This window comes from Micromonospora sp. IBHARD003 (assembly GCF_056106285.1).
Genome location: NZ_JBWBBX010000001.1, coordinates 3,536,575 through 3,553,509 on the forward strand (window position 1 = coordinate 3,536,575; position 16,935 = coordinate 3,553,509).

At 71.3% G+C, this 16,935-nt stretch carries 13 protein-coding genes and 1 pseudogene; 3 read left to right on the forward strand and 11 right to left on the reverse strand.

The genetic code is table 11. The features are described from left to right. The first annotated feature begins 46 nt into the window (after positions 1 to 46). Positions 47 to 1,333, forward strand: a complete 1,287-nt coding sequence (locus ACTWOL_RS15660) for an RICIN domain-containing protein (RefSeq protein WP_474297319.1) — start codon at positions 47 to 49, stop codon at positions 1,331 to 1,333. 287 nt (positions 1,334 to 1,620) lie between these two features. On the opposite strand, the gene ACTWOL_RS15665 is transcribed toward ACTWOL_RS15660, so the two are convergent. The 5 genes and pseudogenes from ACTWOL_RS15665 to ACTWOL_RS15685 form a co-directional block, all read right to left on the reverse strand. After that, on the reverse strand, positions 1,621 to 2,796 hold the full coding sequence (locus tag ACTWOL_RS15665) for a serine hydrolase domain-containing protein (RefSeq protein WP_474297320.1): 1,176 nt from the start codon (positions 2,794 to 2,796) through the stop codon (positions 1,621 to 1,623). Between the two features lie 160 nt (positions 2,797 to 2,956). Then, a complete protein-coding gene (locus ACTWOL_RS15670) occupies positions 2,957 to 3,733 on the reverse strand; it encodes an energy-coupling factor ABC transporter ATP-binding protein (protein ID WP_474297321.1) in 777 nt (258 codons plus the stop codon). Further along, complete coding sequence (cbiQ, locus tag ACTWOL_RS15675; protein WP_474297322.1) at positions 3,730 to 4,491, reverse strand: cobalt ECF transporter T component CbiQ; 762 nt, start codon at positions 4,489 to 4,491, stop codon at positions 3,730 to 3,732. Before cbiQ ends, ACTWOL_RS15670 begins: the two co-directional genes overlap by 4 nt. 1 nt (position 4,492) lies before the next feature. Then, positions 4,493 to 4,900 (reverse strand): PDGLE domain-containing protein, encoded by a 408-nt coding sequence (locus ACTWOL_RS15680; protein ID WP_474301172.1) that lies wholly within the window; start codon positions 4,898 to 4,900, stop codon positions 4,493 to 4,495. Positions 4,901 to 4,909: 9 nt separating this feature from the next. Further along, positions 4,910 to 5,587: pseudogene (locus ACTWOL_RS15685) on the reverse strand (energy-coupling factor ABC transporter permease); the annotation flags it as partial. A gap of 182 nt (positions 5,588 to 5,769) precedes the next feature. Here ACTWOL_RS15685 and ACTWOL_RS15690 point away from each other — a divergent pair. Further along, positions 5,770 to 6,135 carry an SsgA family sporulation/cell division regulator gene (locus ACTWOL_RS15690; protein WP_474297323.1) on the forward strand — a complete coding sequence of 122 codons (366 nt, stop codon included), beginning with the start codon at positions 5,770 to 5,772 and terminating at the stop codon, positions 6,133 to 6,135. Positions 6,136 to 6,297: 162 nt separating this feature from the next. Here ACTWOL_RS15690 and ACTWOL_RS15695 read toward each other — a convergent pair whose 3' ends face one another. Both ACTWOL_RS15695 and ACTWOL_RS15700 read right to left on the reverse strand, forming a co-directional pair. Beyond that, positions 6,298 to 8,514, reverse strand: coding sequence for an MMPL family transporter (locus ACTWOL_RS15695; protein WP_474297324.1), 2,217 nt, complete (start codon positions 8,512 to 8,514; stop codon positions 6,298 to 6,300). A gap of 115 nt (positions 8,515 to 8,629) precedes the next feature. Continuing rightward, positions 8,630 to 9,223 (reverse strand): TetR/AcrR family transcriptional regulator, encoded by a 594-nt coding sequence (locus ACTWOL_RS15700; protein ID WP_474297325.1) that lies wholly within the window; start codon positions 9,221 to 9,223, stop codon positions 8,630 to 8,632. A gap of 173 nt (positions 9,224 to 9,396) precedes the next feature. On the opposite strand from ACTWOL_RS15700, the gene ACTWOL_RS15705 reads away from it, so the two are divergent. Beyond that, a complete protein-coding gene (locus ACTWOL_RS15705) occupies positions 9,397 to 12,951 on the forward strand; it encodes a S41 family peptidase (protein ID WP_474297326.1) in 3,555 nt (1,184 codons plus the stop codon). A 130-nt stretch (positions 12,952 to 13,081) separates the two neighbouring features. Here the strand turns inward: ACTWOL_RS15705 and ACTWOL_RS15710 are convergent, their stop codons facing one another. From ACTWOL_RS15710 to ACTWOL_RS15725, 4 genes are all read right to left on the reverse strand, one after another. Beyond that, positions 13,082 to 13,327, reverse strand: a complete 246-nt coding sequence (locus ACTWOL_RS15710) for a hypothetical protein (protein ID WP_474297327.1) — start codon at positions 13,325 to 13,327, stop codon at positions 13,082 to 13,084. Positions 13,328 to 13,423: 96 nt separating this feature from the next. Continuing rightward, a complete protein-coding gene (locus ACTWOL_RS15715; RefSeq protein ID WP_474297328.1) occupies positions 13,424 to 14,305 on the reverse strand; it encodes an SDR family oxidoreductase in 882 nt (293 codons plus the stop codon). Further along, positions 14,302 to 15,240: an alpha/beta fold hydrolase gene (locus ACTWOL_RS15720; RefSeq protein WP_474297329.1), complete on the reverse strand. Its 939-nt coding sequence runs from the start codon at positions 15,238 to 15,240 to the stop codon at positions 14,302 to 14,304. Before ACTWOL_RS15720 ends, ACTWOL_RS15715 begins: the two co-directional genes overlap by 4 nt. Further along, entirely contained in the window at positions 15,237 to 16,877 is a 1,641-nt protein-coding gene (locus tag ACTWOL_RS15725; RefSeq protein ID WP_474297330.1) for a flavin-containing monooxygenase, read from the reverse strand. The genes ACTWOL_RS15720 and ACTWOL_RS15725 overlap by 4 nt, the downstream gene beginning before the upstream one ends. Positions 16,878 to 16,935 lie beyond the last annotated feature (58 nt).

The window sequence follows — 16,935 nt, forward strand, 5'->3', positions numbered from 1 at the left end:
CTGAGCACCATGAACGCATCCCCAACAGCCCAACGATGGAGTTTGGATGCCACCTCAGAACAACGGAGCCCAACCGGCTGCTCCCGGGGCACCCAAGGTGCGCCAGGCGGTCGCGTTGCCCGGGGCCGCCAGCGGGGGCGAGGCACACCTCGCCCCCGCAGGCAGGCGGGAACACCCCGTTGGTGAGAGCGCCGGCACATCCGCGGCCATCACCGCACCCGCCCCCGGTGCGCCACGGGGGACGGAAACGCCGACGACCACGGGAGTGGGCGGAGCTGCCGAAGCCGAACCGACGGCGGGGGGCGAGGGAGCCCAACGGCCCCAACGCTCCCTGGCTGCGGCACCGGACACCGCGGAGCTGATCGCATCCCCCGACACCGCCACCGCCACCGGTTCGGCCGCGGCCGGCAGACCGTCCACCGTTGCCGCGTCGGATCCTGCGTCCGGGCCGGGTCCTGCGTCCGGATCGGGCCCTGCGTCCGGATCCGGCTCCGCCGCCGAGGGCGCCGCGGCCTCTTCCGGATCCTCCGGAGGCCCCTCGTCCGGTGACACCTCGATGCAGCCCTGGCCCGGGCGCCCCAAGAAGCCGATGCTCGCCGCCGCGGTGATAGTCGGCGTGCTCCTGGCCACAGCTCCGCTGGCGTTCCTGACCCGTGACCGCGACACGCCGAGGACGGACACCACCGCGGTTGCCGCTGCGCCTTCAGACGGCACGGTACTCGGAGCCGGGGCACCCTCCCCTCCGGGCCAGTACACCGCCAAGACGCCGCCCGTGAAGAGCGCTCCGTCCGGGCCGGCCGCCACACCGGGAAAGAAGGAGTCCGCAGCCGCTCCGACCGCGAGTGCCAAGGCGAACGCCGACTCCGGCGCGTCCAAGACACAGCCCAAGACCGCGCCCAAGGAGTCGCCGGCGAAAGCGGCACCGGCCAGGAGCGAGGCCAAGCGCACATCGATGTCCGGATACCTGATCAGCGGGTGGGCGGGCAGGTGCCTCGACGCCACCAAGGCCGACGTGAGGATCTTGCACTGCAACGAAACGGCCCCACAGCGCTGGGAGTGGTGGTCGGACGGCAGCATTCGTGCCATGGGACTGTGCATGGACGTGGGGCCCTCGACGGCCGACGGGGCGAAGATCTGGATGGCCCGGTGCAATGGCGACCGGTCCCAGCAGTTCGACCTGAACCAGACCGCGGATCCGCGGAGTCTGGTGCCGCGCGTCGCCAACAAGTGCGTGGACCTCATCGGCGGGCGGAAGGAGGACAACACCCCAGCCGTTCTGCAGCCGTGCAACGGCAGCACCAACCAGAAGTGGTACCGGTGGATCCTCTCGTGAGCGACGGGTAGCACCGTCCCGTGGCAGCGTGGCCCCGGTTGCGAGGCGCGAACGGCGCCGGATGTACTGGTCGTTGACACGGGCCGGTCTTGATCACCGCGTAAGGGCCCGCGGGGCGCCGGACATCACCCGCGGGGCCCCCGCCGATGGCGCGACCGGCCCGGCGGGCCCGCCCGTCCCCGCTCGTCCGGGCCGGCTCGTCCGGGCCCGCTCGTCCGAGCCAGCTGCAGATCAGGGCCCGGCCCGGCCTGACGTCACGATGACGTCCGCCCGGCCGGGCACGCCGCTCATATCGCGGCACGAACCGCCCGGATCAGAGCCTGGGCACGCGGATCCGCCGTGACGCCCTTGCGCATGCCGTTGGTGACGTACCCGAATCCGATGCCCGACTCGGGGTCCGCGAAGCCGAGCGAGCCGCCCCGGCCGGGATGTCCGAAGGATCCGGGTCCGAGCAGCGGGCACGCCGGGCCGTGGAGCATGAAGCCCAGGCCGAAGCGGGTGCCGACGACGAGGACCCGGTCGGGGCCCGCCGACTCCTCGGTGCGGGCGAGGGTGACCGTGGCCGGGGCGAAGAGCCGGCGGCCGTCGACGTCGCCGATGGTCGCCGCGTAGAAGCGGGCCAGGGCACGTGCCGTGGAGATGCCGTTGGACGCGGGCAGTTCCGCGGCACGGTAGAGCGCGTCGTTCTCGTCCGGCATCGGGTCGATGGCGCCGAAGGCGCGCCGCGTCAGCGACTGCGGGTCACGGTAGGCGTCCGCGACGGACCGCTTGGGCCGCAGCTTCAGTCCGCCGCCCCCGGCCGTGGGCGGTTCCTCGATCCGTCCGAGCCGGCCGGCACGATGCGCTTCCTCCGCCGGGAGCCCGACCCAGAAGTCCAGACCGAGCGGGCGGGCCAGCTCTTCGGCTATCCACCGGCCGATGCTGCGGCCGGTGACCCTGAGGACGAGTTCGGACAGCAGCCAGCTGTACGTCTGCGCGTGGTAGCCGTGGTCGGTGCCAGGCTCCCAGGACGGGGGCTGCGCGGCGACGGCGTGCGCTCCCGACGTGCCGTCGACCGCCTCCGCGACGGTGAGCGGCCGGTCGAGCGCGGGCACCCCGGCCCGGTGCGCCAGCAGATGCCGTACGAGGGCCCGGTCCTTGCCCGCCTCCTTGAACTCCGGCCAGTACGTCCCGACCGGGGCGTCCAGGTCCAGCTGTCCCCGCTGGTGCAACAGCAGGGGTACGGCCGCGGCGACGCCCTTGGTCGCCGAGCGGACGACCTGGGCCGTGTCGACGGCCCACGGGCCGGACCCGTCCACCGCGTCGACGTCCCGGGTGCCGCCCCAGAGGTCGACGACCTTCACTCCGCCCCGGTGGACGGCGACGGCCGCCCCACGCTCCCCGAGCCGCTCGAAGTTGCGCACGAACGCGTCCCGGACCGGCTCGAAGCCTTCCGCCACCGTGCCCTGGACGTCGATGTCCACGTGCCACGCTCCCCGCTCTCCCGGGCGTCGTCCTCCCGGACTTCCGTACCCACCATGGTGCAACGTGCCGGGGCAGGACCCGATTCCGGGTCGGTCACGGACACGGCTCAGGGTGGTGGAGGCCCTCAGGCGCCGCCCCCGGGGGTCCCCGCGCGGGTCGTCACGCCCCCGTCGGCACCGACCGCGGGTCGAAGCCGAACGGCAGCTCCAGCCGGTGCTCCCGCATCAGCTCCGTGTCGGAGAGCAGGTCCCTGGTCGGGCCGTCGCCCGCGATCACCCCGTCGCTGAGGATCACCGAACGCGGGCACAGCTCCAGGGCGTACGGCAGATCGTGCGTGACCATCAGGACCGTGACGTCGAGGGAGCGCAGGATGTCGGCGAGTTCACGGCGCGACGCCGGGTCGAGATTGGACGAGGGCTCGTCCAGGACGAGGATCTCCGGCTCCATCGCGAGCACCGTCGCCACCGCGACCCTGCGGCGCTGGCCGAAGGAGAGGTGGTGCGGGGGGCGTTCGATGTGCTCGGTCATCCCCACCTGGTCGAGCGCGCCGCGCACCCTCGACTCGAGCTCAGCCCCGCGCAGTCCGGCCGCCGCCGGGCCGAAGGCGACGTCCTCCCTGACGGTCGGCATGAACAACTGGTCGTCCGGGTCCTGGAAGACGATCCCGACCTTGCGCCTGATCTCGGCCATGTGCTGCTTGCCGACCGGCAGTCCGGCGACGGTGACGCTGCCCACTCCGCCGCCGAGGATGCCGTTGAGGTGCAGTACGAGCGTCGTCTTGCCGGCTCCGTTCGGACCGAGCAGCGCGACCCGCTCGCCGCGCGCGATGCTCAGGTCGACGCCGAAAAGGGCCTGGTGACCGTCGGGGTAGGCGTACGCGAGCCCGCGCACCTCGAGGGACGGCGCGGTCGCCGGCCGGGACGTCAGGGAGGTCATAGGGTCCACCCAAGCAGACAGACGGCGAGCGCCGTGCAGGGGAGTGCGGCGGCGTAGGCCCACTGGGTGCGGGAGGCCGCCACCTCGTCGGCCACCGGCATGGTGCCCGTGTAGCCACGGCTGAGCATGGCCAGGTGCACGCGCTCACCGCGCTCGTAGGAGCGGATGAACAGCGCACCGGCGGACTTGGCGAGCACGCCCCAGTGGCGCACGCCGCGCGCCTCGAAGCCCCGTGAGCGCCGGGCGACGGCCATGCGCCGCATCTCGTCCGTGATCACATCGCCGTAGCGGATCATGAACGAGGCGATCTGCACCATCAGCGGCGGCAGCTTGAGGCGCTGGAGTCCGAGCAGCAGAGCGCGCAGGTCGGTGGTGGCCGCGAGCAGCACGGACGTGGCGACGCCCAGGGTGGCCTTGGCGAGGATGTTCCAGGCGCCCCACAGTCCTGGCACGGAGAGGGAGATCCTGAGCAGTTCGGTCTGCTCACCCGGCACCACGAACGGCATGAGCAGGGCGAAGGCTACGAACGGGATCTCGATCAGCAGCCGGCGCAGCACCAGGCCCACGGGAACGCGGGCCGTCGCGGTGACCACCCCCAGCAGCACGGCGTACAGGGCGAAGGCCCAGACGGCCGTGCGCGGTGTCGAGACCACCACGACGACGAAGCCCAGTGCCGCGGCGATCTTGCAGTGCGGGGGCAGCCGGTGGACCGGCGAATCCCCGTGCCGGTAGAGCTTGTGGCTGTGCCCCGCGCCCATGTCAGACGGATTCCTTCGGAGCGGTGGCCGCACCGGCGGTCCCGGCCCCTGCCCGCGGCCCGTCCTGGCGGCGGCGCCTGACCGCGACGAACAGGCCGGTGCCGACGGCGGCCGTGGCCCCGACGCCGATCACACCCGCCAGACCGCCGGAGAGCCGGACGTTGTCGATGTCCTTGACGCCGTAGTCGGCGAGCGGGGAGCCGGCGGCGGCGTGCTCCTCGACGTTTTTGTCGATGCCCTTGTCGGCGGCGACCTTCTCCAGGCCGTCCGGGTTCGCCGAGGCGTAGAAAGAGACGAAGCCGGCCAGCACGAGGGAGGTCACCAGACCGGCGATCCAGACCGGACGCGGGGACGCGGCGGGCGCGGCGGGGGCCGGAGCGGCGTCGACCAGTTCGCCGTCGACGCGCAGCTTGAGCGGGGCAGCGAGTCCGCGGGCGCCGTAGACGAGGTCCGGTCGCACGGCGAGGACGGCGCCGACCGTGGCCGCAGTGATCAGGGCCTCGCCGATGCCGATGAACAGGTGGACGCCGACCATCGCGGTCAGGACGGTGCGGATCGGGACGTTGGTGGTGCCGCCGATGGCGTAGATCAGGGTGAAGGCGACGGCCGCGGCGGGCACGGAGACCACCGCCGCGACGAAGGTCGCCGCGGTCACCGAGCTGCGCCGCCTGGGCAGGACCCTCAACAGCCCGCGGAACAGCGCATAGGCGACGACGACCGTGACGACGCCCATGATCGTGATGTTGACACCGAGCGCGCTGAGGCCGCCGTCGGCGAAGAGGACGCTCTGCAGCAGCAGGACGACGGACATACACACGATGCCGGTGTAGGGGCCGACGAGTATCGCCGCCAGGGCACCGCCCAGGAGATGGCCGCTGGTCCCAGCCGCGACCGGGAAGTTCAGCATCTGTACGGCGAAGATGAAGGCGGCGACGAGGCCGGCGAGCGGAGCCATGCGGTTCGCTCCGAGACCTGCACCGGATATGTCGTCGAGCTCCCGGCGTGCGCCGCGCAGACTGACCGCCACGGCACCGGCGGCGACGGCACCGGCTGCCGCAGAGACGGGAAGATTGATGAATCCGTCGGGGACATGCATGGCAGGCTCCGCTTTCGGGACAGGCCGGTCGGGCCTTGCTGGGCAACCGTCCGATGATGCGCCCTGTTGCGAACTATTTGCAAGAGCGTCACAGGCACAGCAACAAGCGACACGCCTGGAGTTTCAATGCCGAGAAACGGGACATTAAATGACAAACAGCACCACAGCTGAGGAGCCGACCGATGTCTTCCCTCGTCGAGCCACCCTCCGTCGAAGAGCACGCGAAAGCCCGGATCGTCAATGACGCCCCCCATTTTCGGTCGGTCCCCGTAGCACTCCGCTACGACGGCGCACACGATCCGGATGCCGTACACGTCGTCTTCCCGAGCGGTATCGACTGGACCTTCCGCCGCGATCTGCTGGAAAGCGGGCTGCGCGCACCCGCCCGCCGCGGTGACGTCGTGGTCTGGCCGTGCGGCCGGGCTCAGGTGGTGGTCGAGCTCCACTCCCCCGAAGGGGTCGCGGTGGTCCAATTCGACTCACGGCCCCTGATGCGCTTCCTGCGTATGACGCACACGGAGGTGGCCGCACCCGTCACGAAGTCATGACGGACACGGCCACCCACCTCTGTTTTCGCGGCTTGACCACTCAGGCGGCACTTCTCGCGGCCTGACCCCTCAGGAGCCGCAGGCGCCGCCGCCGGATCGCGCGCGCTCCCCGGCCGGGTCGCTGCAGGAGGATCGCTCAGGGGGATCGCTCAGGCGGATCTCTCAGGCGCGGACGAGTTCACGCTCCTCCTCGTGACCGCCGGCCCCGGCGTCCTGCTCGCGCAGCCGCTCACCCTCCACGTCCACGCTCGGCAGCGCCTTGTCCAGCCAGCGCGGCAGCCACCAGGCACGGCCGCCCAGCAGGGCCAGCACCGCGGGCACGATGGCCATCCGCACGACGAACGCGTCGAACAGGACGGCGACGGCGAGACCGAAGCCGATCATCTTCACCATCTGCTCGCTCGACCCGATGAAGCCGGCGAAGACAGCGATCATGATCACGGCGGCCGCGGTGACGACCCGCGCCCCGTGCCGGAATCCGGTGACGACGGCCTGGGCGGGCCGCTCACCGTGGACGTACGCCTCACGCATCCGCGTGACCAGGAAGACCTCGTAGTCCATCGCCAGGCCGAAGACCACGCCCACCATGAAGATCGGCATCATCGACATGACCGGGCCGGTCTGCTCGACACCGAAGAGGGAGCCGAGCCAGCCCCACTGGAAGACCGCGACCACCGCACCGAGAGCGGCGACCACCGAGAGCAGGAAGCCGAGCGCGGCCTTGAGCGGGACGAGGACGGACCGGAAGACCACCATCAGCAGCAGGAACGCCAGGCCCACGACGAGCGCGAGATACGGCACGAGCGCGTCGTTCATCCGCTGCGAGAAGTCGATGTTCATCGCGGTGGCACCGGTGACCTGGACGTTCTCCCCGGTGGTGTCGCGGATTGTGTGGACGAGTTCCTCGGTCTCGGTGGAACTCGGCCGGTCCTTCGGGACGACCGTGATCATCGCCGTGTCACCGGCCTTGTTGTACGTGGCAGGAGTGACGGCCGCGACTCCCTTGAGGCGGGAGATCTCCTTGGAGGTGCTGTCCGCCTCCGCCTTGTTCCCGTCGACGACGACCAGCAGCGGACCGTTGGAGCCGGGACCGAAGCCGTCGGAGAGCAGGTCGTACGCCTTGCGCTGGGTGGTGCTGGTGGGCTGGGAGCCGTCGTCCGGCAGACCCAGCTCGAGCGACGCCGCGGGTACGGCGACGGCGCCGAGACCCACCACGGCCACCAGGAGCACCGCGACCGGATGACGGAGCACGAACCGGGCCCAGCGGGTGCCCATGTTGGGCTTGTCCTCGGCGGCCTTGCCCTCAGCGCCGGTTTTGCCCGCACCGGCGGCCTTGCTCTCAGCAGCGGCTTCGGCCTTGCGGGCCTTGCGGCCGATCACGCGCTTGCCTGCGAAGCCGAGCAGTGCCGGGATCAGGGTGAGTGCGATGAGCACGGCGATCGCGACCGTGCCGGCCGCCGCGAAGCCCATCTTGCTGAGCATCGGGATGTTGACGACGGCGAGTCCGACGAGCGCGATGACGACGGTCAGACCGGCGAAGACGACGGCGGATCCGGCCGTTCCGGTCGCGCGGCCCGCGGCCTCCTCGCGGTCCCGGCCCTCGGCCAGCTCGGCGCGGTAGCGGGACACGATGAACAGCGCGTAGTCGATGCCGACGGCGAGGCCGATCATCGTCGCCAGCGTGGCCGTGGTGGAGCCCAGGTCGAGCGCGGCGGACAGGGCGGTGATGGTGGAGACACCGATACCGACGCCGATCAGCGCGGTGACCAGCGGAAGTCCGGCGGCGATCAGCGCGCCGAAGGTGATGACGAGGACGACCGCGGCGATGGCGACACCGATGACCTCGCTGGCTCCGGACTCGGGCGCGGCCTGGAGCGCGTTGCCGCCGATCTCGACGGTGAGTCCGGCGTCCTCGGCCTGCTCGCCGGCCTCGGTGAGCGCCTCGCGGTCCTTGTCGTCCAGCTCCATGCCGCTGACCTTGTAGGAGACCTGCGCGTAGGCGAGGGAGCCGTCCTTGCTGACCGCCTTGACCAGGTACGGGTCGGTCACGCTGGCGACCTGGTCGGAGCTGGTCTTCAGCTTCGCGACGGCCTTCTTGACCTCGGCCTTGTTGGCAGGGTCCGTCATCTTCTCGCCCTTGGGGGCCTTGAAGACGACCTGGGCGGTCGCACCGTCGGCGCTGACGCCGGGGAAGCGTTCGCCGATGAGGTCGAAGGCCTTCTGCGCCTCCGTACCCGGCATGGAGAAGGAGCTGGAGGTGGGTGCGGGCGCGGAGGAGGCCGCGAACCCGGCGACGGCGAGCAGCGCCACCCATATCAGGGCGACGAATCGGCGGCGCCGGAAGGCGAACCGTCCGAGTTTGTACAGGAACGTAGCCACGAGTACGGACTCCCGGTCAGGTCGTTGGAACAACAAGTGGGCAGGCGGAAATGACCAGCCGACGACGTGAGCGGTGCGCGTCAGGTGGGGCTGTGCGGAGTGGGGCGCGGGGAGGTCAGACGTCCTGGACGGGGAGACCCAGGGCGGGCAGCACCACGGCGTCCAGATAGCTGCCCAGGAAGGCCGGACTCATGGGCTCGTCCTGGATCAGCGGGTGGGCGACGAAGGCACCGACCAGCATGTGCGAGAGGAACTTCAGTGCGGGATTGTCCGCGGCGATCTCACCGCGGTCGACCGCCCGCTGCAGCATGCCGTCGAGCCCGGTGATCTCCGGCTCGATGAACAGTTCGCGCAGCGCCTGCAGCAGGTCTTCGTTCTCGTGGACGGCCACGGCGAGTCCGCGCATCAGCGCACTGTCCCGCTCCATCTGGCAGTCGTCGGAGAGCGCCACCATCTCGTGGAAGTCACCGCGCAGACTGCCGGTGTCGATCTGCGAGACGTCCACCGGCTTGCTGTTGCGCAGCGACCGGGCCACCAGCTCCGGCTTGCTCCCCCACTGGCGGTAGAGGGTGGCCTTGCTGGAGCGGGTACGAGCGGCCACGGCGTCCATCGTCAGGGCGTCGTAGCCGACTTCGCACAGGAGGTCGAGCACCGCGCTGTACAGCTCGGCCTCGCGCTCCGGCGTGAGCCTGGTGCGTGACGCTGCCATACCGACCTCCCGAACGAAACCGTTTCGTACAGTACGACGATAGCCCACCCCTCTAACGAAACGAAACCGTTTCGTACGTGTCCTCGGCCACACGGCGCCGCCGCCCGGAATCCGTGCGCATTCGTCACGTCCCACAAGTTGCCGGGGCCCCTTCACACGGAAAGCATTGGGGGGTGAGTGAAGACGTCGCGTATCTCCGCTTCCCGCATCTGCACGACGACTTGCTGTGCTTCGCAGCCGAGGACGACCTCTGGATCGCTCCCCTCGTCCCGGAGGGCGTCCGCCCGGACCGCGCATGGCGGGTCACCGTCGACCGGACGAGGGTCGGCCACCCCCGCTTCTCGGCCGACGGGCACCAGATCGCCTATACGACGTGGCGCAGCCTCGACCCCGAGATCCACCTGGTGCCGGTGGACGGCGGCCCCGGAAGGCGGCTGACCTACTGGGGCTCGACCGACACCCGTGTCTGCGGCTGGGACCCCGACGGCAACATCCTCGCGGTGTCCTCGCACGGCCAGCCGTTCTCGTACTTCTCCTGGGCCTACAAGGTGCCCGCGGACGGCGACCCCGGCAAACGCCTCCCCTGGGGCCCGGTCTCCGACATGGCCGTCACCGACACCGACGGCGTCCACCGCACACTCCTGCTCACCGGGAAACCGCCGCACGAACCGGCGTCCTGGAAGCGCTACCGGGGCGGGGCGATGGGACGGCTGTATCTGCACGGCGAACGGCTGCTGCCGGACATCGGGGGCCATCTGGACTGCTGCATGTTCGTCGACGGCCGCATCGCGTTCCTCTCCGACCACGAGGGCGTCGGCAATGTGTACTCCTGCCTGCCCGACGGCACCGATCTGCGCCGCCACACCGACCACGACGCCTTCTACGCCCGGCACGCCTCCAGCGACGGACGCCGCATCGTCTACCAGTGCGCCGGCGAGCTGTGGATCGTCGAGGACCTGGCACCGGGCACCGAACCCCGCAAGCTCGAGGTACGGCTCGGCGGTCCGCGCGCCGGGCGGCGGCCGTACCAGGTGCCGGCGGCGAGCCATGTCTCGGCGGTCGCGGTGGACACGACCGGCCGGGCCAGCGCCGTCTCGGTGCGGGGCAGTCTGTACTGGCTCACCCACCGCGACGGCCCGGCGAGGACGATCGCGGACACCCCGGGCGTACGGGTACGCCTGCCCGAAATGCTGGGCAACGGCGCCCAGATCGCCTACGTCACCGACGCCGAGGGCGAGGACGCGATCGAGATCGCCGATCTGCCGCGGGCGAGCGGCGACCGCGCTCCGCGGCGGCTGGCCTCCGGCAAGCTCGGCCGGGTCCTGGAGCTGAAGTCGGATCCGTCGGGCGAGCGTCTGGCGATCGCCTCGCACGACGGCCGGCTGCTGCTGCTCGATGTGACGGAGGAATCCGGGGCGGAGACGGGGGCTGGGGCTGGGTCCGCGTCCGGGTCCGGGTCCGAGCCGGAATCCGGGCCGGAATCCGGGCCGGAGGCAGGATCCGATACCGGGACGGGAATCGGGGACGCCGGGGACACCTCCCCCGAGGCGTCCGGCCCCGAGGCATCCGGCCAGGGCGAGGAGACAGCCGGCACATCCGGCACGTCCGCCAAGGACGAGGTGCCCGGCACATCCGGCACATCCGGCACGTCCGCCAAGGACGAAGCACCCGGCACGGGCACGGCGGACGGGCAGGACACGGCCTCCGGCCGGGAACGGCTGACGGAGCTGGTCCGCTCCGGCAACGGTCCCGTCCGCGACCTCGCCTTCTCGCCCCACGGCAACTGGCTGACCTGGTCGCATCCGGGCATCGGACGCTCGCTGCGCCAGATCAAGATGGCCCGGACCGACGGCACCGGCCCCCGCACGGTCCTCGACGTGACCAACGGCCGCTTCGAGGACGAGAATCCGGTCTTCACCCGCGACGGGCGCTACCTCGCCTTCCTCTCCTGGCGGGGCTTCGACCCGGTATACGACGTGCACACCGGCGATCTGTCCTTCCCTCTGGGCTGCCGCCCCTATCTCGTGCCGCTGTCGTCGGCGACCCCGTCGCCGTTCGCCCTGCTGCCGGACGGACGTCCCGCCGCGGGCGGTCTCGACCCGGACGACGCCGACATCGGCGAGGGCACCGCCATGGTGGAGGAGGAGGGACTGGAGAGCCGGGTCACCCCCTTCCCGGTGTCCGCCTCCAAGTACTCGGCGCTGTGCCCGGTCAGCGGCGGCGGTCTGGTCTGGCTGCGCTGGCCGATCTCCGGGGCGCTGGGCGAGACGTTCGCCAACCCGGCCGACCCCTCGACCCGGCCGACCCTCGAGTACTTCGACATCCCCAAGGCCCGCAAGACCGAACTCGTCGCGCATCTCGACGGGTTCTCGGTCAGCGGCGACGGGTCGCGCCTGGTGGTCATGGACGACGGCGATCTGCGCGCCCAGCCCGCGACCGAGCCGGGCGACGGGGACTCCACCGTCTACATCGATCTGCGCCGGATCCTGCACGACGTGGACCCGACCGCGGAGTGGCGGGGTGCGTACGAGGAGGCGGGGCGGCTGATCCGCGCCTACTTCTGGGACCCGAAGATGTGCGGGATCGACTGGGACGGCGTGCTCGACCAGTACCGTCCGCTGGTCGAACGGGTCGCGTCCCCGGACGAGTTCGCGGATCTGATGCGTGAAATGCTCGGCGAGCTGGGCACGTCGCACGCGTACGTGACCCCCGCCCGCCGCAACGAGGGACCCCAGCACTACCAGCGGGCGATGGGCCTGCTCGGTGCCAACCTCGTACGCCGCGACGGTGGTTGGGTGGTCGGACGCATCCTTCCCGGCGACTCGTCCGACTCCAAGGCGCGTTCCCCGCTGGCCGGTACGGGCATCCGGGAGGGGTCGACGCTCACCCACGTCGACGGGCGGCCCGTCAACCCCGTCACCGGGCCGTACCCGCTGCTGGCCGCGGCGGGCGGCACCACCGTGGAGCTGACCTTCCAGCCGCCGGGCGGAGAGGGGATCCCCCGGAGGGTCGCGATCGTGCCGCTGATCGACGACCGGCCGCTGCGCTACCAGGACTGGGTCGCCAAGCGCCGTGCGGTGGTCCGGGAAGTGAGCGGCGGCAAGTGCGGCTACCTCCACATCCCGGACATGGGCGGCTCCGGCTGGGCCCAGTTCAACCGCGATGTGCGTATGGAGGTGTCCCGGCCCGCCCTCATCGTGGACGTCCGCGGCAACGCGGGTGGCCACATCAGTGAGCTGGTCGTCGAGAAGCTGATCCGCCCGGTCCTCGGCTGGGACCTGACGCGCAACGCCCAGGCCGTCTCGTACACCTCGACCGCGCCGCTCGGCCCGGTCGTCGCACTCGCCGACGAGGCGACCTCGTCCGACGGCGACATGATCACCGCCGCGTTCAAGCTGCTCGGGCTCGGTCCCGTGGTGGGCCAGCGCACCTGGGGCGGTGTGGTGGGCATGACCGGACGGCACCGGCTCGGGGACGGCACGGTGATCACGGTGCCGATGAACGCGGCCTGGTTCGACGCCTACGGCTGGGGTGTCGAGAACCACGGCGTGGACCCGGACATCTTCGTCGAACGCCCCCCGCTCGACTGGGCCGAGGGCCGGCGCACCGACCTCGACACCGCGGTCCGGGTGGCGCTCGAGCGGCTCGAGGAAAGCCCGGCGGCGACCGCGCCCGGCTACGACAACGTCCCGGACCTGCGCCGTCCGGCACTTCCGCCGCGTGACTGACTGATCGAGAAGGGGCGCACCCCGTGCACAGGGTGCGCCCCTTCCACATCAGCCTTGTACATCGGCGCCGTACGTCAGCCACGTACGCCGGCCTCGTACTCCGGCCTCGTACTCCGGCCTCACAGCACGGTCAGGCGTCGAAGTCCTCGGCGCGGCCGTGCTCCTCGTGCGGCCGACGGCGGCCCTCGTCGCCCATCTCCCGCGGCGTCTGCGGCTTCCGCCCCTGCTGGGCGCGGTGCTGCTGCGGGGAGCGCTGCTGGTGGCGCTGCGACGACTCGGGACGGTGCGGCTCGTCCGGCTTGCCCTGGCCCGGCTTCTGCTTGCCCTGACCGGCGAGCTGCTCGGCCTTGTCCTTGAACTGGTCCTGAATACCCATCTGGTTCACTCCTAGAAGGGTCTGAGGGGGGAGGGAGCCGCTGTGGGCTCCCCGGCTCGACCAGACTGGCACGCACCGACAACGCTCGCATTTCGATCAGTTACGCTGCGTACGCTCCTGCTCGTCGGCGGCTCCCCCGGCGCCCACAAGTCCCTTGCCCACACCGGTGAGCCGTGGTGCGAAGTGCCGCATCTCCCGCTGTCCGGCCAGCGCGATGAGCCCCGGCAGATATCCGCGCACCGACTGCATACCGCGCAGCCACCACTGCGCGTACACATGCGACGAACGGCGCTCGATGCCCGCCACGAGCCGGTCCACGGCCGGTCCGAGCGGATACGTGCGGTTCCCCGGCCACGGCAGCCGCTGCCGCAACTCCCGCATCACCGCGTCCTGATCGGCTCCGCGCACCATGTCCGTGTCGGTCCAGGACAGATAGCCGACGCCGACCCTGACGCCGCGGTAGCCGACCTCGCCGCGCAGACAGTGGGCGAACGCCTCCACACCCGACTTGGAGGCGCAGTACGCCGTCATCATCGGCGCCGGGGTGATCGCGGCGAGGGAGGCGATCTGCAGGAAGTAGCCCCGGCTCTCCAGCAGCAGCGGGAGGAACGCCCGGCCGGTGACCGCGCTGCCGATCAGATTGACCTCGATGACCCGGCGCCAGGCCTCGGGATCCGAGTCGGCGAACGGACCGCCCGACGCCACACCCGCGTTGGCGACGACGATGTCGACCTTTCCGAAACGCTCCTTGACCTCCCGGGCGACCCGCGCCATCGCCTCCTGGTCGGTGACGTCGGCGTGCCAGTGGTCGCAGTCGGTGTGCAGCCGGCCGGCGACGCTTTTCAGCTCGTCCGGTTCGAGGCCGACCAGTGCGACCTTGGCGCCGCGCGCCGACAGCTTGCGGGCGAGCAGCTCGCCGACACCGCGCGCCGCTCCGGTGACGACGGCGACCTGTCCTTCGAGAGCGACCCTGCTCATACCGCGTTCTCCTCCGCCTTCGGGGATACATCCAGGTATACGTCCGCCAGCGACCTGATGCGGCCGCTGACCGCCTCCGGGGCCTCCACCGGCGTCATGTGCCCCACGCCGGTGAGCTCGGTCAGACCCACGCACCGGGGCAGCGCCCCGGCCAGCGCCCTGGCGTGGACGATGGGCGTGAGCCGGTCCGCGGTGCCGGCGACCACCGCGGTCGGAACCGTCAGCGCCCTGACTCCCGCGTCGAGATCGAGTCCCGCGAGCACCTCCGCCCAGGCCACCCTGGTCGGCCGAGGGCAGGCGTGCACGATGCGGGCGCACGCGTCGACCCGCTCCGGCGCGGAGCCGGGCCCCATGGTGGCGTACCGCAGGATCCGCCGGGAGAGCGGTGTGACGGGGCCGAGCGGTGCGGACGAGCCGAGGATCGCGCCCGTCAGCCTGGTGCGCACCTTCCCCGGGCGCATCGGCAGCACCAGCGACTCGTCCACGAGCCGCGAACTGCCGGTGCTGCACAGGAGTGCGGCCGCCGCGTGCTCCGTGAACTTCGGTCGTCCGGCGGCCGCCATCAGCGTCATCCCGCCCATGGAGTGCCCGGCCAGCACCGCCTTGGTACCGGGTTCGAGCGCGGCGGAGAGCACGGCTTCCAGATCGTCGGCGAGGGCCTCGGTGCTGTGACCGCCCCGGGCGACGACCGGGCTTCGGCCGTGCCCGCGCTGGTCGTAGACGATCACCCGGTGATCGGCCGCCAGATCCCGTATCTGCGCCGCCCAGAAGTGGGTCGAGCAGGTCCAGCCGTGGGCGAGGACGACGGCGGGCGCGCCCTCGGGGCCGTGCAGCTCCACATGGATACGGGAGCCGTCGGCGGAGACGGCGGTCACTTCGCGGACGGCGACGGGCGGGGCGGCGGCCGCGCCCGTCCGCTTCATCAGACGGCTCACTTCGCCTCCTCGGCGATCGGCTCGGATGCGGCGGCGGCCTTCGCGGGGGCGTGTGCGCGGGTCTGCGCGGGGGCCTGTGCGGGGGCCTGTTCGGCTGGTTCCGGGAAGGTGCGCGGGGTACGGATCACCTCGTACTCCGCGAGGTCCACTCGCCGGGTCTCGCGCCGGAACTCCCCCGTCGTTCCCGGCCATACGGTGGTGTTGCGGCCGCTGGCGTCGAGGTACCAGCTGGTGCAGCCGCCGGTGTTCCACACGGTGCGCTCCATCCGCTCCTGCACCCGCCGGTTCCAGGCGCCCACCGCCGAGGGGCGCGCACCGAGCGCGACCCGCCCTCCGAGCACGTCCAACTGCCGCAGATAGTCGGCCATGTAGTTCAGCTGGGACTCGATCATCAGGATCATCGAGCTGTTGCCGAGGCCCGTGTTGGGGCCGATGATCGTCATCCAGTTGGGGAATCCCGCCGCGGTCGCGCCGCGCAGTGCCTGCATCCCGCCCTTCCACGCCTCGGCGAGCGTGGTGCCGTCCGCGCCCACGACCCGCTGGGCGATCGGCATGTCGGTGACGTGGAAGCCGGTGCCGAAGATGATCGCGTCGACCTCGGCCTCGGTCCCGTCGGCGGCGACGGCGGTGCTCCCGCGCACCTCCGCGAGCCCCGAGGCGACGACGTCCACATTGGGCCGGGCAAGCGCCGGGTAGTAGTCGCTGGACAGCAGGATCCGCTTGCAGCCGATGCGGTACGAGGGGGTCAGCTTCGCCCGCAGCGCCGGGTCCTTGATCGCCGCGGCCATGTTGGCCTTGGCGAGGGACTCGATCAGACCGAGCTGGTTCGGCCGCTTGGTGAACGCGCCGACCTGCAACTCCCTGACGCCCCAGAGCAGTCCGCGGCGCACGGTCTGGGTGAGCGGAATCCGGCGGTGCAGTGCCTGTTCGACTCCACTGATCCGGCGGTCCATCCGGCGCATCACCCATGGCGGGGTGCGCTGGAACAGGGTCAGCCTCCCGACCTCCGGCTGGATCGCCGGCACGATCTGGATCGCCGAAGCGCCGGTCCCGACCATGGCCACGCGTTTGCCGCGCAGGTCGTAGTCGTGGTCCCAGCGGGCCGAGTGGAAGACCTTGCCGGGGAAGTCGGCGAGCCCGGGGATCTCGGGCATCTTCGGATCGGAGAGCGGCCCGGTGGCCGAGACCACCACATCGGCGGTGAGCGTCCCCGCGCTGGTCTCGATCTCCCAGTGCAGTGCGTCGCCGTCCCAGCGCATCATCGTCACCTCGTGGCCGAAGCGGATGTGCGGCCGCAGCCGGAAGATGTCGGCGATGTGCTCGAGATAGGCCCGGATGTGCTTCCGGCCGGAGAAGGCCCGCGGCCAGTCGGGATTGGGGGCGAACGAGAACGAGTAGAGATGGGACGGTACGTCGCAGGCACATCCGGGATAGCTGTTGTCCCGCCAGGTGCCACCCACCGATTCGGCCCGTTCCAGGACGACGAAGTCGGTGATCCCCTCACGGCGGAGCCGGACGGCCGCGCCGAGCCCGCCGAATCCGGATCCGATCACCGCCACACGTACGTGCTCGTACTGCCGGCCCATGCCGCCGCCTCTCGCAGACATCCGCCCGATCCCGCCAGCAATCGCTGGCATGGTGGGGAGAGTAGAGCCTCCGCATACCCAGCGGTAGGGGGCGGACCGCACAAGTTAC

Excerpts from the sequence above, each read along its gene's own strand:
- ACTWOL_RS15660 (WP_474297319.1), top strand. The coding sequence starts at position 47 with ATGCCACCTCAGAACAACGGAGCCCAACCGGCTGCTCCCGGGGCACCC.
- ACTWOL_RS15670 (WP_474297321.1), bottom strand. The coding sequence starts at position 3,733 with ATGACCTCCCTGACGTCCCGGCCGGCGACCGCGCCGTCCCTCGAGGTG.
- cbiQ (WP_474297322.1), bottom strand. The coding sequence starts at position 4,491 with ATGGGCGCGGGGCACAGCCACAAGCTCTACCGGCACGGGGATTCGCCG.
- ACTWOL_RS15690 (WP_474297323.1), top strand. The coding sequence starts at position 5,770 with ATGTCTTCCCTCGTCGAGCCACCCTCCGTCGAAGAGCACGCGAAAGCC.
- ACTWOL_RS15700 (WP_474297325.1), bottom strand. The coding sequence starts at position 9,223 with ATGGCAGCGTCACGCACCAGGCTCACGCCGGAGCGCGAGGCCGAGCTG.
- ACTWOL_RS15710 (WP_474297327.1), bottom strand. The coding sequence starts at position 13,327 with ATGGGTATTCAGGACCAGTTCAAGGACAAGGCCGAGCAGCTCGCCGGT.
- ACTWOL_RS15715 (WP_474297328.1), bottom strand. The coding sequence starts at position 14,305 with ATGAGCAGGGTCGCTCTCGAAGGACAGGTCGCCGTCGTCACCGGAGCG.
- ACTWOL_RS15725 (WP_474297330.1), bottom strand. The coding sequence starts at position 16,877 with ATGCCAGCGATTGCTGGCGGGATCGGGCGGATGTCTGCGAGAGGCGGC.